Annotated in this window: 30 protein-coding genes, 1 tRNA gene and 1 pseudogene; 14 read left to right on the forward strand and 18 right to left on the reverse strand. The window is 63.3% G+C overall.

The features are described from left to right. Positions 1-30 precede the first annotated feature (30 nt). The 3 genes from A5699_RS21585 to A5699_RS21595 all read right to left on the reverse strand — a co-directional run bounded on the left by A5699_RS21585 (position 31) and on the right by A5699_RS21595 (position 1,763). Positions 31-504 (reverse strand): DUF6188 family protein, encoded by a 474-nt coding sequence (locus tag A5699_RS21585; RefSeq protein ID WP_067773643.1) that lies wholly within the window; start codon positions 502-504, stop codon positions 31-33. 78 nt (positions 505-582) lie between these two features. Continuing rightward, on the reverse strand, positions 583-1,254 hold the full coding sequence (locus A5699_RS21590) for a TetR family transcriptional regulator (protein ID WP_067773645.1): 672 nt from the start codon (positions 1,252-1,254) through the stop codon (positions 583-585). Next, the gene (locus A5699_RS21595) at positions 1,251-1,763 is read right to left on the reverse strand and encodes a PaaI family thioesterase (protein ID WP_067773704.1); all 513 of its coding nucleotides are present in this window, start codon (positions 1,761-1,763) and stop codon (positions 1,251-1,253) included. The genes A5699_RS21590 and A5699_RS21595 overlap by 4 nt, the downstream gene beginning before the upstream one ends. A 102-nt stretch (positions 1,764-1,865) precedes the next feature. Here A5699_RS21595 and A5699_RS21600 point away from each other — a divergent pair, with 102 nt between their 5' ends. The 3 genes from A5699_RS21600 to A5699_RS28760 all read left to right on the forward strand — a co-directional run bounded on the left by A5699_RS21600 (position 1,866) and on the right by A5699_RS28760 (position 4,405). After that, positions 1,866-2,558 carry a TetR/AcrR family transcriptional regulator gene (locus A5699_RS21600; RefSeq protein WP_067773648.1) on the forward strand — a complete coding sequence of 231 codons (693 nt, stop codon included), beginning with the start codon at positions 1,866-1,868 and terminating at the stop codon, positions 2,556-2,558. 544 nt (positions 2,559-3,102) lie between these two features. Further along, on the forward strand, positions 3,103-3,420 hold the full coding sequence (locus A5699_RS21605) for a hypothetical protein (RefSeq protein ID WP_013471002.1): 318 nt from the start codon (positions 3,103-3,105) through the stop codon (positions 3,418-3,420). Between the two features lie 118 nt (positions 3,421-3,538). Then, a complete protein-coding gene (locus tag A5699_RS28760) occupies positions 3,539-4,405 on the forward strand; it encodes a hypothetical protein (RefSeq protein WP_013471003.1) in 867 nt (288 codons plus the stop codon). 4 nt (positions 4,406-4,409) lie between these two features. On the opposite strand, the gene A5699_RS21615 is transcribed toward A5699_RS28760, so the two are convergent. The 3 genes from A5699_RS21615 to A5699_RS28765 form a co-directional block, all read right to left on the reverse strand. Then, positions 4,410-4,871, reverse strand: coding sequence for a transposase (locus A5699_RS21615; protein WP_067773651.1), 462 nt, complete (start codon positions 4,869-4,871; stop codon positions 4,410-4,412). A 79-nt stretch (positions 4,872-4,950) separates the two neighbouring features. Next, complete coding sequence (locus tag A5699_RS21620; RefSeq protein WP_067773654.1) at positions 4,951-6,513, reverse strand: ATP-binding protein; 1,563 nt, start codon at positions 6,511-6,513, stop codon at positions 4,951-4,953. 134 nt (positions 6,514-6,647) lie between these two features. Next, positions 6,648-6,845, reverse strand: coding sequence for an AlpA family transcriptional regulator (locus A5699_RS28765; RefSeq protein WP_013471006.1), 198 nt, complete (start codon positions 6,843-6,845; stop codon positions 6,648-6,650). Positions 6,846-7,040: 195 nt separating this feature from the next. On the opposite strand from A5699_RS28765, the gene A5699_RS21625 reads away from it, so the two are divergent. Next, positions 7,041-8,252, forward strand: coding sequence for a site-specific integrase (locus tag A5699_RS21625; protein ID WP_013471007.1), 1,212 nt, complete (start codon positions 7,041-7,043; stop codon positions 8,250-8,252). Between the two features lie 20 nt (positions 8,253-8,272). Beyond that, positions 8,273-8,346, forward strand: a tRNA-Leu gene (locus A5699_RS21630). 101 nt (positions 8,347-8,447) lie between these two features. Here the strand turns inward: A5699_RS21630 and A5699_RS21635 are convergent. The 4 genes from A5699_RS21635 to A5699_RS29345 all read right to left on the reverse strand — a co-directional run bounded on the left by A5699_RS21635 (position 8,448) and on the right by A5699_RS29345 (position 11,043). Next, positions 8,448-8,954, reverse strand: a complete 507-nt coding sequence (locus A5699_RS21635) for a hypothetical protein (protein ID WP_157561382.1) — start codon at positions 8,952-8,954, stop codon at positions 8,448-8,450. An 89-nt stretch (positions 8,955-9,043) separates the two neighbouring features. After that, a complete protein-coding gene (locus A5699_RS21640; RefSeq protein ID WP_197508356.1) occupies positions 9,044-10,222 on the reverse strand; it encodes a ParA family protein in 1,179 nt (392 codons plus the stop codon). 98 nt (positions 10,223-10,320) lie between these two features. Then, complete coding sequence (locus A5699_RS29340; protein ID WP_157561383.1) at positions 10,321-10,569, reverse strand: hypothetical protein; 249 nt, start codon at positions 10,567-10,569, stop codon at positions 10,321-10,323. Positions 10,570-10,641: 72 nt separating this feature from the next. After that, complete coding sequence (locus A5699_RS29345; RefSeq protein ID WP_157561384.1) at positions 10,642-11,043, reverse strand: hypothetical protein; 402 nt, start codon at positions 11,041-11,043, stop codon at positions 10,642-10,644. Positions 11,044-11,614: 571 nt separating this feature from the next. Between A5699_RS29345 and A5699_RS30340 the strand changes: the two genes are divergently transcribed. From A5699_RS30340 to A5699_RS21660, 3 genes are all read left to right on the forward strand, one after another. Next, on the forward strand, positions 11,615-11,893 hold the full coding sequence (locus tag A5699_RS30340; protein ID WP_067773660.1) for a type VII secretion target: 279 nt from the start codon (positions 11,615-11,617) through the stop codon (positions 11,891-11,893). A 104-nt stretch (positions 11,894-11,997) separates the two neighbouring features. Continuing rightward, positions 11,998-13,086: a hypothetical protein gene (locus tag A5699_RS21655; RefSeq protein ID WP_231965797.1), complete on the forward strand. Its 1,089-nt coding sequence runs from the start codon at positions 11,998-12,000 to the stop codon at positions 13,084-13,086. Continuing rightward, positions 13,083-13,379 (forward strand): ABC transporter ATP-binding protein, encoded by a 297-nt coding sequence (locus tag A5699_RS21660; protein ID WP_067773666.1) that lies wholly within the window; start codon positions 13,083-13,085, stop codon positions 13,377-13,379. The genes A5699_RS21655 and A5699_RS21660 overlap by 4 nt, the downstream gene beginning before the upstream one ends. Before the next feature lie 46 nt (positions 13,380-13,425). Here A5699_RS21660 and A5699_RS29350 read toward each other — a convergent pair whose 3' ends face one another. The 3 genes from A5699_RS29350 to A5699_RS21670 all read right to left on the reverse strand — a co-directional run bounded on the left by A5699_RS29350 (position 13,426) and on the right by A5699_RS21670 (position 14,300). Then, positions 13,426-13,590, reverse strand: coding sequence for a hypothetical protein (locus tag A5699_RS29350; RefSeq protein ID WP_157561385.1), 165 nt, complete (start codon positions 13,588-13,590; stop codon positions 13,426-13,428). 108 nt (positions 13,591-13,698) lie between these two features. Continuing rightward, on the reverse strand, positions 13,699-14,085 hold the full coding sequence (locus tag A5699_RS21665; protein WP_067773669.1) for a hypothetical protein: 387 nt from the start codon (positions 14,083-14,085) through the stop codon (positions 13,699-13,701). Next, positions 14,082-14,300 carry a hypothetical protein gene (locus A5699_RS21670; protein ID WP_157561386.1) on the reverse strand — a complete coding sequence of 73 codons (219 nt, stop codon included), beginning with the start codon at positions 14,298-14,300 and terminating at the stop codon, positions 14,082-14,084. Before A5699_RS21670 ends, A5699_RS21665 begins: the two co-directional genes overlap by 4 nt. A 574-nt stretch (positions 14,301-14,874) precedes the next feature. On the opposite strand from A5699_RS21670, the gene A5699_RS21675 reads away from it, so the two are divergent. Next, complete coding sequence (locus A5699_RS21675) at positions 14,875-15,504, forward strand: cutinase family protein (protein ID WP_067773674.1); 630 nt, start codon at positions 14,875-14,877, stop codon at positions 15,502-15,504. A 44-nt stretch (positions 15,505-15,548) separates the two neighbouring features. Further along, positions 15,549-16,691 carry a zinc-binding dehydrogenase gene (locus A5699_RS21680; RefSeq protein WP_067773676.1) on the forward strand — a complete coding sequence of 381 codons (1,143 nt, stop codon included), beginning with the start codon at positions 15,549-15,551 and terminating at the stop codon, positions 16,689-16,691. Between the two features lie 6 nt (positions 16,692-16,697). On the opposite strand, the gene A5699_RS21685 is transcribed toward A5699_RS21680, so the two are convergent. Further along, positions 16,698-17,006 (reverse strand): GNAT family N-acetyltransferase, encoded by a 309-nt coding sequence (locus A5699_RS21685; protein ID WP_067773679.1) that lies wholly within the window; start codon positions 17,004-17,006, stop codon positions 16,698-16,700. A 188-nt stretch (positions 17,007-17,194) separates the two neighbouring features. Between A5699_RS21685 and A5699_RS21690 the strand changes: the two genes are divergently transcribed. Then, complete coding sequence (locus A5699_RS21690) at positions 17,195-17,809, forward strand: LGFP repeat-containing protein (protein ID WP_067773683.1); 615 nt, start codon at positions 17,195-17,197, stop codon at positions 17,807-17,809. Here the strand turns inward: A5699_RS21690 and A5699_RS21695 are convergent. From A5699_RS21695 to A5699_RS21705, 3 genes are all read right to left on the reverse strand, one after another. Next, on the reverse strand, positions 17,796-18,275 hold the full coding sequence (locus A5699_RS21695) for a hemerythrin domain-containing protein (protein ID WP_067773686.1): 480 nt from the start codon (positions 18,273-18,275) through the stop codon (positions 17,796-17,798). The two genes, A5699_RS21690 and A5699_RS21695, sit on opposite strands and share 14 nt — an antisense overlap. A gap of 172 nt (positions 18,276-18,447) precedes the next feature. Continuing rightward, positions 18,448-18,906 carry a MarR family winged helix-turn-helix transcriptional regulator gene (locus tag A5699_RS21700; RefSeq protein WP_067773689.1) on the reverse strand — a complete coding sequence of 153 codons (459 nt, stop codon included), beginning with the start codon at positions 18,904-18,906 and terminating at the stop codon, positions 18,448-18,450. Next, complete coding sequence (locus tag A5699_RS21705) at positions 18,903-19,319, reverse strand: PAS domain S-box protein (RefSeq protein ID WP_067773692.1); 417 nt, start codon at positions 19,317-19,319, stop codon at positions 18,903-18,905. The genes A5699_RS21700 and A5699_RS21705 overlap by 4 nt, the downstream gene beginning before the upstream one ends. Before the next feature lie 152 nt (positions 19,320-19,471). Here A5699_RS21705 and A5699_RS21710 point away from each other — a divergent pair, with 152 nt between their 5' ends. The 3 genes from A5699_RS21710 to A5699_RS21720 all read left to right on the forward strand — a co-directional run bounded on the left by A5699_RS21710 (position 19,472) and on the right by A5699_RS21720 (position 24,527). Further along, entirely contained in the window at positions 19,472-20,965 is a 1,494-nt protein-coding gene (locus A5699_RS21710) for a catalase (RefSeq protein ID WP_067773695.1), read from the forward strand. A gap of 98 nt (positions 20,966-21,063) precedes the next feature. Continuing rightward, positions 21,064-22,983 (forward strand): hypothetical protein, encoded by a 1,920-nt coding sequence (locus A5699_RS21715; RefSeq protein WP_157561387.1) that lies wholly within the window; start codon positions 21,064-21,066, stop codon positions 22,981-22,983. A gap of 5 nt (positions 22,984-22,988) precedes the next feature. Continuing rightward, a complete protein-coding gene (locus tag A5699_RS21720) occupies positions 22,989-24,527 on the forward strand; it encodes an AMP-binding protein (protein ID WP_082957822.1) in 1,539 nt (512 codons plus the stop codon). 1 nt (position 24,528) lies between these two features. Here the strand turns inward: A5699_RS21720 and A5699_RS21725 are convergent. Continuing rightward, positions 24,529-24,738 (reverse strand): annotated as a pseudogene (locus A5699_RS21725) (acyl-CoA synthetase); the annotation flags it as partial.

The raw sequence follows: 24,738 nt of genomic DNA on the forward strand, positions 1-24,738 counted from the left end.
CGTCGACCCGTCGCCGCGTCCGCGGCCGCATCAGTGGCTCTGCCGCGCCGACCCCGCCGATGATTGCGTGGCGCTGTTGACGATGTTGACGATGTTGGCGTCGTCGGTGTCGGGGAGGTCATGGCGGACCACGCGAACCCGTCCTTGAGGTAGGCAGGCCATGTAGCCGTGGCGCATGCCGTAGAGTTCCCACGCTGTCTGTTCAGTGTCGGGATCGACATCGATGCGATGTCCGCGCGAGAAGCTCAGGTGTAGTCCTCCATCGTCGCTAGAACAGGCCTGGGTGCACACTGCGCCGGCGAGGTTCAGCAGTGGGCGTTCGTGGGTCGCGATCCTGAGGGGGTCAATGCGCACCGCCTCGATGGGGTAGGTGTCGACGGCCGGAAGGGTCAATAGCAGGGGGCAGGAGATGACGATTTCGTTGTAGTCATCGAAATCCAGAACCAGGCCGCCATGCAGCGAGAGGCGTTGTACGACAAGGTTTTCGATCCATTGGGTGTACATGGCAGTCTCTTTTCGACGCATCGTTGAGCCGTATCCCCAAAGAGTACGCTAAGTAGCGCTGCGATACCAGTAGTATCGTTATCGGTTGGCGGTGGGCCGAGCGGCGTTGGTCACGACGCGCCTGGTGGCTCGGTCAATGCGGTCGCGGGTGTCGGCGGCTGTCGCGCGGTCGCCGCTGAAGGCCACGAGGTTGGCCAACCAGATGTCGGAGATGACCCCAGCGACGTGCAGATCGGCGGGGGTGGGTTCGCCGCCCCTGAGCGTGCGGGCTAGCAGGATCTGGATCTCATCGGCCGCGCGGTCGAGTTCCGCGGCGGCGCGGGTGTCTGCGACGGCGAAGGCCCGTGTCATGGCCGTCGTCAGCCATGGGTCGCGCTGCCAGCGGTCATGCAGATGTGCGGTGAGCCGTTCGAGCCGTTCCAGCGGTGTGCCCTCACCACCCGCCCAGTCGCCGGCCGAGTCGAGTCGACGGAACTCGCGCGTCAGCGCTGCTACCAGCAAGTGGGTTTTCGCCGGGAAATAGCGGTAAAGCGTGCCGACGGCGATGCCGACCCGCTCGGCAACCGTCCGCATCTGAACCGCCTCGTAACCACCCGCCGCGGCCACGGCCAAAGCTGCATCCAGAATCGTTTCCCGGCGCCGTGCGGAGGCGCGTGAACGCGACGCGTTAGCGGCCCGCTTCTCTGTAGCGACCGAGTTCGCTTCCGAAGGCAGGGTTTTCCCGCGGCTGCGCGCCTGAGGGAAAGTCATGACGGCCCCGGGTCCAGACCGCCGCGGCGCGAGAACTGCTCCAGAAGATCGCCGAAAGCGCTGACATCGCCGTGTGCGGCGAAGTGCTCAGGGCTGACGACAATGAACACTGCACTGGCGGTGAAGCGGGCGATCCCGCCCTCACCCGTGCCTGTCGCCGTGACATGCAGCGCCCGCCCTTCACGAGAGACGATGTGGGCAGTAATCCGGTGGGTCTGATGCAGCGGCACCGGCCGCAAATATTCGACCGTCAGGGTGCGGGTCACCGCCGGGGTGCCGGCGATCCACAACGTGAAGCCCAGGACGTCATCACAGGCGGCGGCCACTGCCCCGCCATGAGCCAGGCCCGGGGCCCCCATATGGCGCTCGTCGAACGTCACATCGGTGTACACCGCGTCGCCGCTGCGATGCACCACCAACCGCAGTCCGTGGGGGTTGTCCGGGCCGCAACCCATGCAGGTCGTGGTGTGCGAGGGTAGCCGCTCCGGCGGCAACACGCTTTCGGGCACCATCACCCTCCAATACGAGCGGTTTCGCTGCGCTACCGTTAGTACCACACTGCTAGACTGCAGTGACAGCATCGCGTGAAGATCGGCCGCCGAGGTGAAAGAGTGAGCGACAGCCAGTCAGTGCCAGTCCCTGACGACGACGTGGACCCTCGGCGCATCCGGTCACGCACCCGGCTGCTGGATGCTGCTGCAACGCTACTGAGCACCGGTGGGGTGGAAGCAGTCACTATCGATGCCGTCACCAAAGCATCCAAAGTGGCCCGAACCACGCTGTACCGCCACTTCCACAGTTCGTCGCATTTACTCGCAGCCACGTTCGAACGCCTACTTCCACAAGTGACCACTCCGGCACCGACCAGCGGACCCCTCCGTGAGCAGCTGATCGAACTGCTCAGCCGCCAAGCCGCCCTTTTCAACGACGCACCGCTGCATGTCACGACACTCGCGTGGCTCTCATTGGGGCCCACCGGCTCCAATAACGATGCTGATGACCGCCACACATCGGGCGCGTTACGGGCTCGAGTCGTTGACCAGTACCGTGAACCGTTTGACGCCATACTCACCAGCCCGAGAGCACAAGCCGAACTTGACGGCTTCGACCGGGAACTGGCGCTCTGCCAACTCGTCGGACCACTCGCCTTCGCCCGAATGACTGGGATTCGCACCATCACCCACAATGACTGCGCGAACATCGTCGATGACTTTCTCGCCGCACACCGCAAGACCGACAGCGACGCCAAAGAGTCGAAGATCTCAACCAAGCAGACGGGCCGCCCCGCGCGTCTAGCTCGGTAGGCACAACGAAATCACAACGTCCAGCCGGCTGGTATTCGGGCTCTTTTCGCCTTCTCGCAAATCGCGTCGGCGATGGCATCGAAGGGCCGTTCGGCGCCGTCATCGGCGAGGCCGTGTGCGCAGATTCCATGGGCATCCGCGTGACGATTCGTGCCGGCAAAGTGAGTGCACCACCCCAGTGTTCGGACCGCCGTTTCCCGCGTTGAGAACTCTTCCCCCTACGTCCGTGAGGTGTCTCGCAGGCAACTCCTCCCATCCGCGGTCTCGCACTGCTTGGGGCGCGGGGTGTCCGCGCCGAGGATCTTTACCCGAATATCGTCCGTCGTTGAATGATCGTGCTGGCCCCGGAGTGCAAGAGGTGTGTGCCTGTCTGGCCGTTGCCGCTTGGCCGTGCGTGAAGGCGGCAACACGCCCTCGGAAACGGCACGTCGGGATCACGTGCGGTTGAGTAGCCCTCGGGGAGCCTGTCGTTGGCTCGCTTTACTTTGGGCGAATATGGCTGTGGTGGTGGCCGCCGACAGGAGCGGGGTCCTATCGTTCGGCCGTGGATAGAAAAACGCGTACCGACAATGCCGACGCCGAACGGGAGTTGGCCAATATGGCCGATGGCGTGATCCTCACACGTGCACTGGCTGGCGTTGCCGAGGTGCAAGTGTGGAAGCTCGAGACTCTCTCGGCGGCTGGCGATGACATCGATGACCATGAGCGCGTTGAGGCTTCGGCGGAACTCACCATGTCTCTGTGCACGTACAGCAAGCAGGTGAAGCAGATGGTTGATTCCGGACAATCGTTGGCCGACATCGCCCACCTAACGGGCCTGGAAGTCGATGAGCTTCGGCTGGCTGTGTCGTACGCGCCTTGACCGGTGGCTACATAGGCCTCGGGGCTGTGCTTGTTGGCGAACGCACACGAATCTGGGTTGTAGGCGAATGTGGCTGTGGTGGTGGACTATTTCGTCCGTCGGTTCGTAGGTTGCAGGCATGGGAGCGAACGAGAAGCTGAAGGCCCGGTATCGGGCGGTCGAACTGCAGCGCAAGAAGAATGCTTCGCGGGCTCGGCGGGATCGCGCCAATGCGTCTGATGCCGAGTCGATCCGTGCAATGCTGCACAGAGTCGGTGCTGTTGATTCATGGGAGCGCAAGCGTTTTGACCAGGCGGCGGAGAACATCCGTGCTGATGCCGTAAAGCGCAGGGCCGGTCACTTTCGTGGTCTGCAGGCGCTGGTCGGGCAGATGCGTGGTCGTGGTCTGACCTTCGCGCAGATCGCTGAGCTTGTCGGTGTCGATGTCCGTGAGATTCAGGCACAGCTGCGCCGGGCCGGGGGCGAGGGTGGACATGATTCGGCAATCTCCCCGGCAGCACGTTCGAGAGCTGCTGATGTCGTACCCGAAGGCGCTGCAGTCAACGATGATCCGATCTGTGATGGTGTTGAAAGAAATGAGAGCGAGGGCGGTGCCTACGATCCGACTCGGTGTGTCCGCTGCGATGCGGTGATGCTCGATGAGGACGCCACTCCTAGACGTGGCCGACGCCGGCTGTATTGCTCGGATACGTGTCGTCGGGACGCATCGGCGGCCCGTATCGCCGCACAGCGATACGGGGCGCCGATTCGCGTGATCGAAGTCCCGAAAGCCGCTGCATCGCAGAAGCAATCTGCGGGAACACCCGAGCCGCACCGGCCCGTCGCACCGGTGGATGCCGCCAACAGGGTCCTGGACGATGGCGAGGCTTTACGCGGGTTGCTTACTCGCTTGGCAGAGCAGGCTCGGCTCAAGAAACTTGATCGTGCCACGCTGACGGCTGCCCGTGACCTGTCCAATGCCGTTCATCCGCGCCGTAGTTGGTGAGAAGTCAGCTGATTCGGCGAGGGCCATTTCTATTGGGACGTCGTGCGGCGGGACTGCGCCCGGTCATGCTCGCGACGGTACGGCCAGCGGTGTGCGTAACCGTCTGAGCGAGGTCATCGGCTAGGTACTCGATGCTGGCCTCCAACTCGTAAACGGCGTCCTTTCGTGCTTTGGTGATCATCGTTGATGCGTACTCATGATGAGGCAAGTACCCGTTCTGCCGGCCGAAATCGTCGATCATGACGTCGATGGCGTCGTCGAACCGGGTGGCCAATCGTTGGGCTTCGGTGTCGGCGCGTTCCTCGATGAACTCATCGCGCTCGTCCGGGGTCCAGGATGGCGGGAACCGCAGATGCGTCCGGTATAGGTCGCGGATCGCCGCATCAAGCCGGCCGGAGAATACGATCTCGGGCCAATCGCTGACCGCGGCAGTGGCCAAGTTCTCCAGGTCGTCATCAAGGCTCATCGCAGCTGCTCCCTCTCGGCTGCTCCTGATACTGCCTGCAGGCACCGACAGCTCGTCGAATCTGGACCGCGGGGTGCCGTTATGCGGAGAGGTCGTCGCGGCGCTCGTCGGCGCTAGAAGTGGTCGGGTTCTCTCGGGCGGGCGCTGCGGGGGGACTGGGCCGTAGCAGCGAGGGACGCGAGGGCTGCGAGGCTTGATGGGCAGCCACATCTTTGTGTGGTGGATAGATGGTCCACAGCAGGACGTTGCGGTGGTTGCGGGCTCCGTCGTTCTCGATCGCCCATCCCAGGTTTCGCAGCGCCGGCGCGTGTCTACGGAGCAGGCTTGTCACATCGCGGCCGTTCTTGGGCCATTCCTTGGGGCGTCGCCAGTGATCGCCTGTCGGGGTGAAGAGGGCGAGCAGGTCGACACCGGACTGTCCGCGCAGCGGTTCTAATATGTGGTGGCGCAGCTGTTCGATGAAGAGATCGCCGGACAAGCTGTCCTCCGCGAGCTGATCTGCGCGGGACATGTAGCGGCGTAAGCCATGAGTCGACAAAAGTTCGTCGACGGCCGCCAGCACGCGACCAAAGTCCGCCATGCGTGGCGCATCATCGACCACGATGGTTTCGAGGCGTTGATGAACGGTGGCGGCCAGGTTGAGGAGCCCGCTTAAAATGCCTGGTAGAGCCGTGCGCCACTGTTGTCGCAGAGTGGCCTCAGACTGTCGCGTGTGGCGTTCGATGCGTCGCAGATCAACCATTGCCATGCGTTCGGCGAGGTCGGGACGTATTGCGCCGACGTCGATGCCGTTAACGATGATGCAGCGGCGGAACTTGATCACTGCGAGGTCCGCATCGGTGTAGAGCGCGCGTTTGACGTTGCCGTCGCCTGTCGCAGCTCGACACAGCGAGTCCGACAACCACGGTGGGATCGCGGACAAATTGTCCAGGGCCACTACCCAGGAACCGGAGGCAGCGGTCACCCACGAGTCGGCGTCGCGGGGCGCCTGGCGCACTTCAATAGAGGAGGGGTCGATGAGATCGACCAGCATGCGCGTCGTCGTGGTTTTGGCGCTGCCTTGCTCGGCGAACAGCGCCAACACAGGGTGCGGGACATCGCACTGGACGAGCGCAGCGATGAGCACTGCAAGCAACACGGGTTGGTCCTCGACGGCAACGTTAACGAAGTTCCATAGCTTGTTGACGTCACCGTTGGCGGGTGGGAGAGGCATCTCGGCGGTCAGCGCTGTCCGCAAGAACCGAACCGGAGCTGAGTCGGCGACTGTCCATCGACCCTGGCCGATGCGGATGACCTTTCCGTCTTGTCGGCCGGTGTCGATGTAGCTCGTGCCGTGGTGGTCGGCGATGCGCAGGTGCAGTTTCTCCGGGGGCTGGTTGGCGGCCAAGCCTTCGAGGACCAGCGTGGCGTCGGTGAGGGCCTGGCCGCCGGCAACGGTCCCGGTGTCATTGAAGTACCGGGAGGCGAGCTCGGCGCGCAGGCCAGCTTTTCCTGCGCGCAGTAGTATCGCCAGATGGGGCCGGCTGCGTTCGGCGCCGAAGGGCTTGCCGTCTTCGGAAACTCCGAGGAGATAGCGTTCTTGGGCCATAGTGACCAGGCGTGCGGCGACGGATTTCTTGTCATTATCTGCGTTGCTGCTCATAGGCAATCAAGCCTGTGGTGCTTCCGCAGGCCGGCATGACGGGTTAGTCTCATGGGGAACTTCCGTTTTGGGTAATCGGGTGGTTCGAACGAAAGGCCTCGGCTAGACCCCGAGGTCTTTCTCATTCGTCGGCGTCACGCGGCGTCGCCGCCTCCGCGCCGGGTTGTGCTCTCCCGCTGGGAGATCCATCGCAGAACCTCATCGCGTCGATAAACGACCCGGCGGCCCAAGGTGAAGCTCGCTGGACCGATGTCCGAATGACGCCAGTACCTCAGCGTCCCAACCGGGACACCGGTCAGGTCCGAGACTTCCTTGGCTCCTAGCAATTCCATCAGATTCCTCCTGAATTACGGTTGGTTTGGCTGAGCCAACAGTGACTGCGGCTATGGCGCCGTGTCCACCACCACAGCCACATTGACCGAAAAGTATTTCCGGTCATGGTGCTTCGGATTGAGTTGGCCGAAGGTCGAAGAACGATGGATCGCAAAGCGGACGGATGACGCGGGTTACTGCGGTATGTTCGATTCGTGATCACCCGGAACGAGCGAGCGGGTATCGACGACCGCTGGCACAAGCGCGTCAAAGATCCGGACGGAACGATGCGCACCGAGAGATCCGCGGTGTACGGCAAGGTGTCGCGCTGGCGCGTCAGGTGGGTTGATGCCACCGGAGCCGAGCGCACCAAGAGCTTCCAGCGCAAGCCGGATGCACAGGCCTATCTGAACGGTCTCACTGCGGACGTTCAGCGCGGTGAGTATGTCGATCCCCGCAAGAGTGCCGAAACGTTCGGCACGGTCGCCGAGCAGTGGTTCACCACCAAACAGCATCGGAAGCCGAAAACCGTTGCAGGGTATCGCTCGTTGCTCGACACGGTGGTGTTGCCCAAGTGGGAAGACGTCCCGCTGAAACGGCTCGACTACGAGTCGTACTCGACCTGGCTGGGCGCTCTGTCTGTCGATGGTGGGCAACGAGGCGCGGGTCTGTCGGCAAGCCGGATCACCCAGGCGCACCAGCTCGTCGGCGCTGTCCTCAAATACGCGCAACGAACCGGCAAGGTCGCGAAGAACGTCGCTCTGGAGATAAAGCGGGATGAGGATCTTCCCGAACAAGCCGAGCGTGAGCGGCGGTATCTGAGTCATGCCGAGCTGTTGATGCTGGCCAAGGCTGCCGATCGGTTCGAGACGCTGACGCTGGTCCTCGGCTACTGCGGGCTGAGGTTCGGCGAAGCCGTAGCACTGAGGCGCCGGCATGTGGGTGACCGCGTGCTCACGGTGCGATCGTCCGCGACCGCGGTCACCGGTAAGGGCATCGTCGAGTCAACGACCAAGACGAAGCGGGATCGCCACGTGCCGGTACCCGAACCTGTGTGGAAGCGGCTTCACGCTGAATTGCCTACCGATCCGAATGCACTGGTGTTCCCGAGCCGCAAAGGCGGGTTCTTGCCGCTCGGCGAGTACCGGTGGGCGTTCGACAATGCGTGCGCCGAAGTCGGGATCGAGGGGCTGGTACCCCATGGCCTAAGGCACACCACGGCGTCGCTGGCGATCAGCGCAGGCGCTAACGTCAAGGTCGTGCAACGGCTACTTGGACACGCGACGGCGGCGATGACGCTCGACCGCTACGGTCACTTGCTCAACGATGATCTGAGCGGTGTCGCCGATGCGCTGGGCAAGGCCATCGACAGTACTGCGGTATCACTGCGGTACTCGGGACGTCAGAAAAAGGCCGAAACGGCCTGAAGTATGCTCTGAGCTGCAAAGCCCCCATAGCCCAATTGGCAGAGGCAGCGGACTTAAAATCCGCCAAGTGTCGGTTCGAGTCCGACTGGGGGCACAAGGAGTGCCGGTAGGGGCAGGTTTGGCGCCAGCTGACGCAGTGTTGCCCACACTTTCAGCCTGCTGCGTCCACACCGCGTCCACATTGGTCAAACTCAGTTACAACAGGGAGTCCAGAGCTTTGACAGTGTCCTCAATAGTGTCAATCGCAGTGAGAGCGTCAGTGTCCGACAGCGTTAGGTAGGGCGCCACTCCCGAAGGATCCATGTCGCATCGGTGGACAATCTGGTTTCGTCTACGGACCACCACGCTCAGGGCAGTTTTCGCAGCCTCAGCGTTTCCGAAGGCCGTGGACCAAATCGCTGTAATACCGACCATCGCGAACGCTTTGGCGATGTCGTCCGGCTTTTGGAACGTCTCCACGCTGAGTCTTTCATTGACTAGTGCCTTCGATCGCATCTCCAATTCCAAGGCGTTCGGCGCGGACAGCAACTGAGTCGTGGCACCCAAATTCAGCCCTAGCTTTGTGTTGCTACCGGGAGGTCTTAAGCCGATCAAAATTTCGACCGCCATATCCAGCACGACGTCGTGCACCCATGCGTCAAGTGCAGCGACTGCCTGCACGAGTGCCGCTCGGTACATATCAGTGAGATCGAGTGGAGTCATGCTGGACAGAGCTTGTCCCAAACCTACGAGCTCGCGTGAACGGCTGATGTTAGTGGCGAATTGGGCTAGACGTGCAGCCGCCATTGTCTTTAGGTATCCGAATTGGTTAGCGACTCGACGCGTTCAGCCAGCTCGGTAAATGTCTGTCGAAAGCTCTCGATGTTGGATTCTTGGTTTCCCCATAACTTTCCTGCGCGACCCACTTCCTCCTGCGTGAGGGTAAAGACGGGCTTCCTTTCTTGCTGTGAATGTGCGATCAAAGTATTGAAGTCTGGGATCTCGGCGAGAACAAAATGGTCGTCCATCCCAACCGCGTGGTAAGCGTCAGCGGGCAACATTGCTCCCGCTTTCGCCAGCGCAGGCACGAGGGTCTGCGATATGGCCTCATTTAGCTTATCGAAATACTTCTGAAATGCCTTGGTCGGCTTGCCGCTCTTGAGGCGGAAGCGCTGAACTAGGACGCCAAGAAATTTCAGGTCAGGTGAACTGAATGGATAATCGGCTTCCTTTAGTACATCAAGATTCGCGGCTCGCTGTGCCCAGTTAATCCATCTGGGGACAACACGCGACAACGAGTCAATCGCCATAACCGAGAACACATCTGGGCTGCAGGGAACCATGAAGTAATCGGCGGTTGCCACGAGATTCTGGTTGACTGCGCCAAGACCGGGGCTGAGGTCCAATATGACGTAGTCTGCTTCGTATCTTTCGGCCGTCAAAGCGAACAAGCGCTTAAAACTGCCGGGCTGATTACGAAGACCTTGCAGGGACTCTGAGAGCTGTTGGGCGATGCCGAGTGACGTCTCGTCCTCCGCCAGCGCCACGTGGCCGGGGATGAGGAACAGTCCATCACGATCTGGCACCTCCACACAATCCACGGCGACGAGAGGCTTGGGCTGCGATTTGAAGGCAGGCTCTAGAGCGTCTTTGAGGTTTCGGCCGGGGTTAGCCTTGTAAAACTCATCGAGTGCATCTTCGCCGCTCAGATCCAACACCATGCCGGTTAGATTGCACTGAGGATCTGCGTCAACAAGGATCACCTTCTTGCCCTGGGAGGCAAGCATCCACCCAAGGTTAAAGCAGGTCGTGGTTTTGCTGACGCCGCCCTTGTTGTTGAACATGGCAATGGTGGTGGCCAAATTTCCCCCGAGTCTAGAACCGATCAATAGCCGGGCTATCGTATACGCCGGCTCTGACATTGGAGGGGTCTGCTGCTGCACGATCAGTTGACGGTGTCGGTTCGTGGCCTGACCGGCCGGTGTGGTCATGACGGCTTCTGTTTGATCGAGGTCAACAGTCTGAGTCCGGCTTGGCGTCGGCGGCGGTGGTAGGTCCGTTCGATCCAGGTAACGATGGCGATGCGCAGCTATTCTCGTGCCAGCGACGGCGATCGAGCAGGTTTTTTGGACAGGGGGAGGAAGCTTCCCATGGCCGAATTGTCGTCGGCGGCGCCTACGTGGCCCGTCGATGCGAGCATCTCGTAGCGGTCGAGTTCGCGGACGAATCTTCTTGACCTGAATTGGATGTCTGCGATCGGAATGCAGAATGCAATCGCCACATCACCGCGGCGTGCCACCGCATTACTGTGGGCTGCGGTGGCCAACTGGGACTTCATCCGGAGTCGATCGAATACCCAACGATGCTGTTAGAGAACACGTCCTTGATCGCGCACAGATAAAGCTTGCCTTCATCGGTGCGGTGTTCGGTGATGTCGGCCGCCACAACTGATTTGGTTCATCAACGGTGAAGTCGCGCTCGACAAGATCATCGTGGACGGGCGGTCGTCCTTTGCCGTTCTTGCAGCGCTTGCTCTTGGTGAATACGGACACAGCGATTTGTGCGGGCAGGTTCGCCAGGCGGTGCGTTCGACCATCGGCTGACCGGCATCGCGGGTTTCGTCGACCAGATAGCGGTAGCCGAACTTGGGATCTTGGCGGTGGGCGTCGAACAGTGCGTTGGCGCGGTAGGCCTCGACGAGTTCGGAGTCGTTGATGGGATCGGCCAGCCAGCGGTAGTACGGTTGGCGGGCGAGCTCGAGGACCCGGCACGTCACCGCCATGGGAATTCCGTCGGGGGCGAGCTCTTTCACGAGGGGATAGAGCCTTTTCCCGGCAGGTTGCCTGCGATCGATGGGCAGCGGACCGGCGCAGCACTTCGTTCTCCTGCTCGAGCAGCTTGATCCGGCGCCAGGCCGCATGTAGCTCACCAGACTCGCTGGTGCTCTTGCCGCCGGCGCCTCGTCGATGTCGGCCTGGCGCATCACTTGTGCAGCGTCACCGGTGAACACTGAAATCAGCGGTGGTCTGCTCGATTTTGCGAATGAATGCCCTGGGACCGCTTGTTCTTTGGTTCGTCGGTTGTAGAGTCGGGTTCCAGCCGGCAATTGTCCTGTGCCAATTGCCTAGCTGCTTCCAGCTCTTTCGTGTGTCGCGACGTTCACGCACTCGGGTTTGTCGCGGTCGCCTGCCTCCGCACCTTCAGTGTCTTGGGCTCATGCCGACACCTATGCTGTCGCGCTGTTGTAGATCCGGCGAAACGCACTCGGCTGCCAGCTCGGTTTGCCAAGTGGACCGCTTCGCTGGCGCATCAATCGGCTTCACGGCGCTCAGCAACACTGAGGTACGCTCGCAACCAGTGTTTTGGCCGGTTGGGGGATTGGCATGGCAAACGAACTACATGTGGATGCCGCTGGACTTCGGACTGCATCGGCAAGCAGCGATAACGTGGCAGCGGGCCTGGGCAGCGGTTCTTTCGAGGTCGCCGCCTCCTCACGGCCCAGTGGCGCTGGCGTGGCTGCGGTCAACGCTGCGCTCACTGCCATGAGGAATCGTCAGTCGGAGCGCATGGCCGGCCAGGCCGATGCCCTTTCGGTGAGCAGCACCCGCTACGACATCACAGACTCCGATGGTCACGACGCCATCACCACGGTGTCAGTGTGAGTCCCGCAGCCGCATCCGCTCCTCTCCCCACGCGATCCGATATCGAGGAATGGAGCATCTCGCACCTCTCCGATGCCGCCCGTAGTTGGCGGATCGCGGCCACCGTGAGCGAGGACGCCTTCGATCAACACCGGCAGAACATCTCCGCACCAGGCGGGACCACCTGGGAGGGTGGCGCCAAAGACGCGGCAGTTGACCGGGTTGCCAATGATGTTGTGGTGGTAGGCCGCCAGAGCGGCGTGCTGCGTGAGGCTGCGGACCTCGCCGAGAACGGCAGCTACGACATCAAAACTGCCAAGGACAAAGCCGTGGAGGCGATCAGGGCAGCCGAGAACGACGGGTTCAGCGTTGGTGAGGACCTCTCGGTGACCGATGCCCGCAAGTACGACATCACCACGATCGTCGAGCGGAACAAGGCCTTGAAGGAGCATGCCGAAGATATCCGCTGGACTATCGAGCAGCTCGTTCAGGCCGACAAGCTCGTCGGAGATCGCTTGCAGGCGAAGGCAACCGAGCTAAATGGAATTCTGTTCGACGGTGAGAGTGAGCGCATGTCCGTCCAGGCGGCTAGCTTCGGCTCGGTGCCGGAGTCTCCCCAGTTCCCGCTGCCGGAGAAGCCCTGGGAGTACAACTTGGACCTGACCACCGATCTCAAAGTCTCCGGCGGCAAGAGTGCGGGCGAGGGGATTACGGTTGATGATGTGTGGAATGAGCTGCACCGGTGCTTCAACTGCAACTTCCCGATGGGAGGAGCACCCAAAGAGTTCCCCAAGGTGGGCGACAAACTTCCCCTGGAGATCAAGATGGCCGGCGTGAAAATGGCCAACTTCCCCGTGCAGGTCACCCAGGCCGAGAAAACGGGGTCTGAGATCAACATCGAGTTCGTTACCCTGCCCGGCCACGTGGACGGTCCGGGCAGCACCATTCACTTCCGCTTCTTCGAACACGACGGGGAAATACACCTCGGCGTCAACGCGCACATCACAGATCCCGGCCCCGGTACCCAGCCTCCGCCTGTGGGGCCAGTGCTGAGGGGTATGTATACGGGCGTGGCACATCTGAACTGGCAGCCCTACATTGATCGTCTGGCAGACAACATTCAACAGTCGCGCGGGGTCGTACCGAACACAGGCCCACCGGTGGTGCCGCCAGGGCTGCCACCAATCGCCGTGCCGAATACGGGGCAAAGATGAAGCGAGCGTTGACGGTTGCGGGTTGGCTCGTCCTCGGCGTTCTGGCTGGCCTCGTTCTTTACGCGGTGTTCGCGGTCATCCTTGGCGCTGCCCTCTACTCGTTAGGCGTGAGCACAGCGTTTGTGGTCGCTTTTATTTTTGCCGCAGGCGGCGCGGTTGTAACGTTGCGCCGTCGACGAAATTCCAGCCTCTATGCGTTTTGGGCCGGTGCGCTTCTGTTTCTTGGGATTTCATCAGTGCAGATATTGGTGCTTAGCCCTCAGGCAGTCTGGCCGCTCAATCTTTGGGCCTAGCCACCTTGCCCCGGTGCACAACTTGGAAGCGCTACGCCGCTGGGCATCACGCCTCCCACATATTGGCCTCGGTGAGGCCGGCCGCGCGCTCAGCGTCCTGCAAGGGCAACCGGTACCCGTAGGTTTCCAGGTAGAACGCGCGCGACTGGGCGATCTCGTCGAGGTCGGTCACAACGCGAGTTCCAAGCGTGCCGCTATCAAGTGCGCTCATTTCGTGCCACCTCTTACAGCATCCAAGGGCGGAAAAGGCTTTCACGGGGAACCCTTGCGAGGGCCAATGCTAGCTGCGACCCAACCTCGCCGCAGCAGACCCAGTCTGTCATCGCCTGCTGCATTCAGCGTGAGTTCCGTGGAACTGTATGTGTGCTCCAGGAATGCCCCCGATTACGTTGCGGCTGAACTCGTATCGAAATAGCGGCTCTTTGCCGTTCGGCTCGACGAAAACATGGATCTTGGACTTTTCGATCGCCATGAATTGGTTGTGGCCGTCGTAAATGCATATGTAGTCGACCGCCAGTCGCAAGATTGGGGCTTCCCTGTCGCAAAGGATGACGCCGCTTGCAGGTTCGTGTCGGACACGAAACGCGTCAGCCTCCTGCAGCGCAACCGCGAAGAAGGCCGGGGTGTCCTCTCCGACGACAGCGCGAGTTGTCAGGGTGAGCTCGTTTGCAAAGTCCTCTGCTTGCTGCTCGAGCGATGTCGTCACTTGTCGGAGGTGGCCCGCCCCAGCAGAAACTCGAGGGCACGGATATCCGAAAGCACACCGCGTTCGTCGGCGTCAAGATCCCACGCTTCGCCGCGTGCTTCCAGCTCGTCTCGTGTCACGTTGACGCTCTTGAGTAGGCGTTCAATCTCCAAGCGCGCATCTTCCGGGGTCACCATGTGGACGTGTGCCTCGTGTCGTCTAGCTATCGCAGTCATGATGCCCCCTTTCATGTGGATAACCTGGTGAAACTCCACGCCCTATGTATAGCCCCACCGTACGACAAGTATGCCGGAGCCGCCGGTAGACCCGCAGATGGCCAGCAAAGAGCTAGGGGCGCGGGCTTGATCGCACTCATCGAAATCCCCCGTCTGCGAGCGCCCGGTCCGGGCGAAGAACGCATCGGTCAGCGGATACTGTCGGCGACCGCCTGGGATGAGGCGCAGGCCGCGGTATGCCGAGTTCTCGTCAGAAGGCGATGAGGTCAGCACCGGTAGGAGTGTCCGCTGGGAAACGCCGATCGGCCTGCCCTACAGCCGACGCTAAAGCCTGCAGCAGGTGTTCATCACGAATTGCCATCAGGCACAGACAGTGTCAGTGAACTAACGCGGTGCGTTTGAGCAGTTAAACCACTGTGGCGAGTCAAACCGGGGTCGCCGGTTCGAGTGGTGTGTTGAAATCACCATCCCGGCCGGAGGTCACCACGTCTGTCCGCCGGTCAGGCCATGAATCGCCCGAATCGGATGTCCACTGATCGGGGGAACGCCCCGAGCGGTTCTACGATCGATCGGTATGACGAGCAAGCCTGCTTTGATCTTGACGTTCGCGGCATTAGCCGTTGCCGCTCCGATGGTCACCTCCGCTCCCGCCACCGCCGCACCCTGTCCTGATATCGAGGTGGTGTTCGCCCGCGGCACCAACGAACCGCCCGGTTTGGGCAGCGTCGGCGCACCGTTCGTCGACGATCTGCGGGCCCGAGTCGCGCCGCGCACCGTCGACGCGGCGGCGGTCGAGTACCCGGCCACCAACGATTTCAACGTCAGCACGCCGGCCGGCACCGACGCCTCGCGCACCCTCATCGAGTCGATCGCCGCCACCTGCCCGAACACCAAGCTGGTGCTCGGCGGCTATTCCCAGGGCGCGGCGGTCATCGAACTGGCCACCAATGAGGCCTCGCCCCAGACCGCCGAACACGTGGCGGCGACCGCACTGTTCGGCACCCCGCGCACGAGCTTCTCCGGCCTGCTCGCGGGGCGAGCATTGCCGACGCTGACGCCGCAATACGCCGCCAACTCCATCGACCAGTGCAACCAGGGCGACCCCATCTGTTGGGAAGGCGGCTGGGACATGGGTGCTCACGTGTCCTACGTGCAGTCCGGAAAGGTCGCGCAGGCAGCTGATTTCGTTGCCGGCCGGCTTTAGTCCGGTCACCGGACAAGCTCGGTGTGGCGACGTAGTGTTCAGACATGACTGAGGCACTGCCCAAGACGGCTCTGGAACTGCGGTCATTGGTGACCGAGGACGGCACGCTGGAGCTATCGCTACATGAGGTGGCGGTGCCGACACCGAGCGCCGATGACGTCGTGGTTCGGGTCGAAGCCGCGCCGATCAACCCGTCGGATCTCGGTCTGTTGATTCCCAGCTCCGCCGACATGTCGGCGGCTACGGTCACGGGCACGCCGGACCGTCCCGTCGTCACCGCACCACTGCGCGACGGGGCGCTGGCCGGGCTGGCGGCCCGCGTCGGCATCTCACTTCCGGTGGGCAACGAAGGCGCGGGCACCGTGGTGGCGGCGGGGGAGTCGGCACAGGCGCAGGCGCTCCTCGGCAGCAAAGTGGGCATCGCTGGTGGCGCGATGTACGCGCAATATCGAGTGGTCAAAGCCGAGGCGTGTCTGGTGCTGCCCGAGGGAGCGACGGCCAAAGACGGCGCGTCGTCATTCGTCAACCCGCTCACCGCGCTGGGGATGCTGGAAACCATGCGCCGCGAAGGACATTCGGCGCTGGTGCATACGGCGGCGGCATCGAACCTCGGCCAGATGCTCGTCAAAGCATGCCTGGCCGACGGGGTGCCGTTGGTCAACATCGTCCGCAAGGCCGAGCAGGAGGAGATCCTGCGCGGTCTCGGCGCCGCCTACGTCTGCAACTCAAAGTCACCGTCGTTCGAGAAGGATCTCGTCGAGGCACTCAAGGCGACGTCGGCGACGCTGGCGTTCGACGCCACCGGCGGCGGCACGTTGGCCAGCCAGATCCTCAATGGCATGGAGCGGGCCGCCAACGCCACCGCCGCGCAGTACTCGCGATATGGGTCGAGCGTGCACAAGCAGGTGTACATCTACGGCAGCCTCGACACGAGTCCGACTGTCCTGACCCGAAACTTCGGGATGGCCTGGGGCGTGGGCGGTTGGCTGCTCACACCGTTTCTTGCCAGTGCCGGCGTGGAGACCATCGCGCGGCTGCGGGCCCGTGTCGCGGCGGAACTCACCACGACGTTCGCGAGCACCTACACGCAAGAGGTCTCCCTGGCCGGCATGCTCGAACCCGAGGCGTTCCACAGCTACCTGCAGAAGGCGACGGGGGAGAAGTACCTGGTCACGCCGCAGGCGTAAGCGCACTCACCGATCGGTGATGTCGGCATACTCCGGATGTGCATCGATGTACTCGGCCACCGCCCAACACGTCGGCACGATCCGCAGCCCGGCGGCCCGCGTCGAACGTAGGGCTTCGGCGATCAGGATCGTGGCCAGGCCGCGGCCGCGATACTGCGGGTTGACCTCGGTGTGCGGAAAAATGCGGCGGCCGTCGCGATCGTGGAAATCGGCCAGGCCCACCGTTTTGCCCTCGACCTCGATGGTGAACCGGTCGGAGTGCTCGGTCACGGTGGTCGCCGCACCGGTGCGGTCGAGCTGCGTCTCGGAACTCATTGGTCCTCCTTCGCCGATACTCCACGATAACCACGCCTTCGAAACTGCTTCGTTCCCAAGGCGTTAGCTCGCCGCTCTGAAGGGCGCCGCACCGGCTGGCGAAAATCGGCGAAAGCGCCTAGTAGATGGATCTACGGGTATCTCGGTATTTACACACGTGTCGTTGTCTCCGGTGTTACGTTCGGAAAATGAACCCAAAGCTGATCAAACGCACAGGTGTGCTCGCTGCAGCTTTCGCCATCGCCGGCGCGGCTGCCGTTGCATGCTCTGAAGAAGCCAAGGACCAAACCAGGGACGCCTTGTCGAGTGCGACGAGTGCCGCCTCCTCGGCGGTCGACGCCGGCACGAGTGCGGTGAAATCCGGGGCCAGCTCGGCCTCGACCGCGGTCTCCTCCGCCGTTGAAGGCGCACCCACCACGATCAACGCTCCCGGTGTCGGTGAGGTGACGCTCGACGCTCCGGTCGCCAAGGCCTATTCCGAAGCCGGCGGTGAGGCCACGTTGGGTGCCCCGACGGCGCAACCGGAGAAGGTCGGAGACGGCACGGTGCAGGCCTTCGCCAACGGCACCATCTTCTCCTCACCCTCCACGGGCGCCCACGTGGTGCAGGGTGAGATCTTGCGGGTGTACAACGAAAATGGCGGCCCCGCAGGAAAGTTGGGCTTCCCCACGGAAGATGAGGACGAGACGGGCGGCGGTCCGGATGCCACCAACGGCGGCTGGATCACCGAGTTCCAGCACGGCAGCATCAGCTGGCTGAACAAGGGCGGCGGCATGTTCGCCGAGACCGTCACTCCGAAGTAACGGCTACGCCTCCGCAGACCCAACCCTCGGGAAGGGCAGCGACGCTGAACAACTCGGCCAGTTCGTCGAGGTCACCCTGTGGCAGGGTGCTGTCGGCCTGAGGGTAGAGGATCCGCTCTTCCTTCATGTTGTGAGAGTTGAGCTGTTCCAACAGCTCTCGGCACACCTGCGCGGCGCTGGCGGCGTCTTTGTCGTCGACAACCAGCCGCTCGAGCTTGTCGAGAAGGGGCCACATCAACCCGTGTTCGTGCACCATCACCATCACGGGACCGAACAGACCGGCTGCGCGTAGCGGGGGAAACAGGTACTGCTCTTCGATGTAGATGTGACGCCGGAGCAGCGCGATGGCATCCAGCAGGCCGGTGCGCTGCTCGGGGGTCACCGTCGCCGCGTCGGAGCGAAGGAACGCGAAAATGCCGTCGTCGATCGTGCGGTGTTCACCTTCGAGGGTGGCGCTCACGGTCATTCGAGTTCGGCTTCCACGCTGATCTTGGCCCCGGCGAACAACCGGGACACCGGGCACAGTGCAGCGGCCTCATCGGCGATGCTCATTACCCACCCTCCGCGTTTTTACAATATGGACTTGTAGAAAAACTACGCCGAACTCCGGAGTATGGCCAGGGGCAAGGACGAGATGGCTACAGCGGTATCGGCGTCGGCGCATCAGCGCGGCCATCGTCGAACCGTTCGTGCAGGGTGGCGAGGACGACCGCGCAGGTGGCCCGCTCGGCGGGGTCGATCTGGTCCAGGACACGGCTCAGCTCGCGGCGCCGCCGGACAGCGGCCTGTTTGACCAGCTTGCGTCCCTGTGGCGTCAGCTCCAAGGCGACGATTCTGCGGTTCGACGGGTCGGCAACCCGCACCAGATGGCCTGAAGCGTGTAGCCGGTCGGCCAGGCGGGTGACCGATGACCCGGCCACGCCAAGCACCTTCGCGCACTGCGTGGAGGTGGACCGGCCCCGCTCCTGCAACACCGCCAGCAGCCGGAACTGTGGCAGCGAAACCTCAAGCTGTTCCAGGCTGCGCAACGCCACCCCGACCAGATCGCGGGTCGCCGTTTCGAAGGCCAGCAACTCGTCGACGGCGGTTTTGGTCATCCGCGTTCGGCAAGCTGACGCCGCAGCTCGCGGGTTTCCTCGAAACGGGCGGTGACATCACGCAATGTGGCGGCGATACCGAGCAGTTGGCCGTGGGCGTCGGCCAGCGGGTGGATGACGAACTCCACCGAGATCGTCGAGCCGTCTGCCCGCACGGCCGGCACGGCGAGCATGTCCCCGTCCCCGTAGCGGCTCTTCCCGGTCTCCATGACGTGATGCCACCCGGCCCAATGCCGAGCGCGCAGCCGCTTCGGGATGATCAGGTCCAGCGACTCGCCGACGGCTTGCTCGGCGGAAAACCCGAACAGTCGCTCGGCGCCGCCATTCCAGAACGTGATCAACCCGTTTCGGTCTGCGGCCATGATCGCATCAGGCCCGGACAACAGTGCAGTGGCGATCATCGTCTCGTCCATAAATTTCAGTATTGCACTCGACAACTCTTGCTTTATGCAAGATTGGTGGTCATGGTGACGCCGAATACCGGATCGACGAGGCGGAAGTGATGTTTTGGGGTATACGCCCCGATTGACAGCCCAGAAAACAGCCCAACTGAACGGAGATCGACATGAGTGCATCCCCAACCGGTTCGAACACCGGCAGCGGAGCGCCGGCTGCCAGCGACCGCAATTCGCTGACGGTCGGCGCCAACGGGCCCATCGTCTTACACGATGTGCACTTTCTCGAACAGATGGCGCATTTCAACCGGGAACGCGTGCCAGAGCGCAGCCCGCACGCCAAGGGATCCGGAGCCTTCGGCGTACTGAAGGTCACCGAGGACGTCTCGCAGTACACCAAGGCCGCACTGTTCCAGAAGGGCACCGAAACCGACCTCCTGGTGCGGTTTTCCACCGTGGCCGGGGAGCAGGGCAGCCCGGACACCTGGCGCGACGTGCGTGGCTACGCGATGAAGTTCTATACCTCCGAAGGCAATTACGACCTCGTCGGCAACAACACCCCGATCTTCTTTCTGCGTGATCCGATGAAGTTCCCGCACTTCATCCGCAGCCAGAAGCGGCTACCCGATTCCGGGCTGCGCTCAGGCCAGATGCAGTGGGATTTCTGGACTCTCAATCCTGAATCAGCACACCAGGTTACATATCTGATGGGGCAGCGGGGCCTGCCGCGGACCTGGCGGCACATGAACGGTTACGGCTCGCACACGTTCATGTGGGTCAACGCCGGAGGCGAGAAGTTCTGGGTCAAGTACCACTTCCACACCGAGCAGGGCATGGAGTTCCTCACCAACGCCGAAGCCGCGGCATTGGCCGGTGAGGACGCCGACTTCCACCGCCGGGACCTGTTCGAGGCCATCGAACGCGGGGAACATCCGAGCTGGCGACTCTCGGTGCAGGTGATGCCCTACGCCGAGGCTGCCGACTACCGGTTCAACCCGTTCGACCTCACCAAGACCTGGTCGCATGCCGACTATCCGTTGATCCAGGTGGGCACCTACACCCTGAATCGCAACCCGGAGAACTTCTTTGCCGAAATCGAACAGGCCGCCTTCTCCCCGGGCAACACCGTGCCCGGCATCGGCCTGTCGCCGGACAAGATGTTGCTCGGCCGCGCTTTCGCGTACAACGACGCCCAACGCAACCGGATCGGCACCAACTTCCACCAGCTGCCGGTGAACCAGCCGCGCGATGGCGTCGACGTCAACACCTACATGTTCGACGGCCAGATGACGTATCACCACTCCGGTGCCGCGGCGGTCTACGCGCCCAACAGCACCGGCCGCTCGTTCGCAGACATCACCGGGCCCGCCGAGGACGGCTGGGAAACCGACGGCGAGCTGCTGCGTGCGGCCTACAGCCGGCATTCCGAGGACGACGATTTCGGTCAGCCCGGCACGATGGTGCGCGAGGTGTGGGATGACGCGCAACGCAGCGCGGCGGTCGAACAGATCGCCGGTGCGCTGCACGGCGCGGTCACCGGTGACGTCTTGGAACGCGCTTTCGAGTACTGGCGCAACGTCGATACCGACCTCGGTGAGCGCATCGAGAAAGCCGTACGCCAGGGCGGTGTGCCCGAACCCGTCGACGGGATGAGCGAGGCCTGACGCCCGGCTGCACCAACTGATCTCGACGAATCCCGCCCGCAAAGCCACTGCCTCCCGTTAGCGTGCCAAAGGTCGAAGTGGACGCACAGGGGGCGGGGATGACACGAGTCGCAGCGTGGGTGGGTGCCGGGGTTTTCACGGCGGGGATATCGGCGGCCATGCTCGCCGGCGCGGGAACTGCCCATGCCGATCAGGACGGGGGATCGAAGAAAGACGCGGGGTCGGCCGCCACGCACAACGATTCCTCGCAGCGATCCCAGCAGCGGAAGGCGCGCACCGCGAAACAGCGGGTGAAAGCCGAGGTTTCGGGCGCCAAGGCAGTCAGAGCTGCCAAAGCAGAGAAGGCAGAGAAGGCCGACAAGGAAGACAAAGCCGAGAACGCCGAAAAAGTCGACAAGACGACCACCGCCGACGCCCCCGAGCACGTCACTGATTCAGTTACGGCCAAGGCGCGCACGTTCTTTCGGGATGACAGCGCGGCCACCGTCGAGGAGGCACCACAAGCCGTCGAGGTCCGCGTGCGGCCGCCGATCAGTATCCGCTCGGCGCTCACCGCGGCCCGTGAGCGGGCGAATCCGCCAGCGCCGACATCGACGCCCACGCCGGCCACCGAACCCGAGGCCCCGGTCGGCACGATGCTGCGCGCCGCCATGACGAAGGATCAGGCCGACGCCGGGCGTATCCGAAGCCTCGCCTCGACGGCCGCGACCCCGAGCCCGCACGATCCCCTCGAGCCGATCCACGATGTGCTGCGCAGCCTCGGAGCCCTGGCGCTCAACCCCGAGCCGCAGCAATACCCGAAGCCGTTGTCGCTGCTCGGTGACGTCATCTTCGACACCCTGGCCACGCTGGAACGCGTGGTCGGCGGTGACCCGGTGATCCCGCCGGGCCTGCGGGATTCGGTCCAGGTCAGTACCTCCACCCTGGTGATCTCCGAAGGCCATGAGGTCGAATCGAATTGGTATGTCCCCACCACGCAGGAGGGCCAGCCCGGACCCACCCGGATGATCTACCTGCAACACGGGTTCCTGGCCAACGGCCCGCTCTACAGCTACACCGCGTCGTACCTGGCTCATTCGACCAACAGCATCGTCGTCACCACCACCTTCACGTCGAACCCGTTCGAGGCCGACGGCATGTGGCTCGGTGGTGACAACCTGCACGAGGCAGTCGCTCAGTTGTTCCTCGATCCGGACCGCACCGCGCTGAACGCCAGCCTGGACACCGCCGAGCTCAAGGCCGGTCGCACCGGCGATCTCGACGTGCCGTTGGACTTCGTGCTCGTCGGGCACTCGCTCGGCGGCGGCTTTGCCCCCGGGGTCGCGGGGTACTACGCCGAGGGGCTGACCCGCCGGCGTGACGAAGGCCTGGAGGCACCTAATCACCTGGCCGGTGTGGTCACCTACGACGCGGTGCCCATGGGGTCGATCGTCCCCGACGCGATGAGCCGGCTCGACGAACTGGAAACAAACGGGACGCTCGATCCGAGCGACGACGATCCCAACGACTACATCCCGATCTACGAGATCGGCGCCCCGCTGAACTTCCTCAACGTGTTCAGCGACGTCAACGACCAGTTGTCTGAGGCCAGGCCGGGGCAGTTCACCGGTGTGGTGCTCGAAGACGGTGTGCACATGGATCCGATGCAGGGCGGCAACCCGCTGATCCAGACCGTGGCCTACCTCGTCGCCGGCTTCCCGCAACCGCAGAACCCGCTGGCGGTGCGGGAGCTGTCCTCCGGATGGATCAACGACATGTTCGACGAGAAGATCGATCCCAAGACGGGGGCGTGCCAAACCGACTGCGCGGGGCAGTACGGCGACGGCGACGACACGTTCACCATCACCACCGCCGAGGGCAACGCCGTGGCGGTGTTGATCGGCACGCAGAAGGCCACCGATCTCACGTCGTTGAGCGCCATCAGCTTGACCGACTTCATCTCCGCCATCCCGGCCGGCGTGCTCAACGGGTTGGAGACGACGTGCGATCTGTTCTCCGGCGGCAGATGCGTAGTGTGACCGGAATGCTGAGCAGTATCAAACACACGCTGCAGCGGGCGGCCGAATCGGGACAGGCGGTCAGGCGGCTGGCCGCCACCGGCGTGCTCGACCTGACGGATCTCAAGTCGACGGTCCGGGCCGCCAAACTCGCCCCGGTCTACGGACCGCAGGCCACGATGGCGATCCAAGGCGCCCACCGATTCCCGACCCTGCCGGCGATCGTCGACGAGCGTGGCACGTTGACCTACCAACAGGTCGACGATCAATCCTGGGCACTGGCACATGGATTGCAGTCACTCGGTGTGGCCGAAGGATCGGTGGTCGGTGTGTTGTGCCGTGACCACCGCGGTTTGGCGGTCGCGATGGCCGCGTGCGGCAAGCTCGGCGCCCGGATGGTGTTGATGAACACCGGCTTCGCCAAACCGCAGTTCGCGCAGGTTTGCGAGCGCGAGAAGGTCAGCGTGATGCTGCACGACAGCGAGTTCCTCGGGCTGCTCGACGCGCTGCCCACCGATCTGCCGCGCGTGGTGACCTGGGTGGACGACGGCGCCGAGCTGCCCGCGGGCGCCCATACGCTCGACGAGCTCGTCGCCGCGAATTCCACCGCCCCGTTGCCGGCGCCGACGACGGCGGGCGGTTCGGTCATCCTTACCAGCGGCACCACCGGGCTCCCGAAGGGGGCGCCCCGCGGTTCGGTGTCACCTCTGGCCACGGCGCAGCTCATCGACCGAATCCCGTTCCCCCGCAAGGGAACCATGGTCATCGTCTCGCCGATCTTTCACAGCACCGGCTGGGCCACGTACGGCGTCGGCGCGGCGTTGGGCAACAAGATCGTGACCGCCCGGCGGTTCAATGCCGAGGGCACCCTGAAACTCATCGCGGAGCATTCGGCCGACATGCTGGTGGCCGTTCCGACCATGCTGCACCGGATGGTCGAACTTGGCCCCGACGTCATCGCCAAGTACGACACGTCGTCACTGAAGGTCATCCTGATCGCCGGGTCCGCGCTGAGCCCGGAATTGTCCACGCGGGTGCAGGACACGTTCGGCGACGTCCTCTACAACATGTACGGCTCCACCGAATGCGCCATCGCGTCGGTCGCCACCCCAGCCGAGTTGCGCGCCGCGCCCGGCACCGCGGGCCGGGCTCCGGTCACCTGCGAGGTGGTGCTCTACGACGAGCACGACCAACGCGTCCACGGCCGAAACCGCCGCGGCCGCATCTTCATCCGCAACGGTGCGCCGTTCCAGGGCTACACCGACGGTCGCACCAAGCAGATCATCGACGGCTACATGTCCAGCGGCGACATGGGCCACTTCGACGACGACGGTCTGCTGTTCGTCGACGGCCGCGACGACGACATGATCGTCTCCGGCGGTGAGAACGTCTTTCCGCAGGAAGTGGAGAACCTGCTGGAGCAACGCGACGACGTCGCCGATGTGGCGGTGGTCGGTGTCGACGACGTCGAGTTCGGAAAGCGGTTGCGGGCCTTCATCGTTTCCGAGCCCGGCGCCACGCAGGACCCGGCCGACATGCTCGTGGACTACGTGCGCGTCTGGTAGTTCAGGGGTCGACCTGCATCTCGGTCAACACCCGCCGCAGGAGCTTTCCGGTGGCGTTGCGCGGCAGTTCGTCGATGAACACCACGTCGCGTGGCACCTTGTGGCGCGCCAGGTTGTCCTTGACGTACTGCTTGATGTCGGCCGGGTCCTGCGTGGCGCCGGGCTCGGAAACGATGAAGGCCCGCAACCGCTTTCCGAACTCGACGTCGTC

The organism is Mycobacterium sp. E802 (genome assembly GCF_001666875.1).
Lineage (GTDB): Bacteria > Actinomycetota > Actinomycetes > Mycobacteriales > Mycobacteriaceae > Mycobacterium.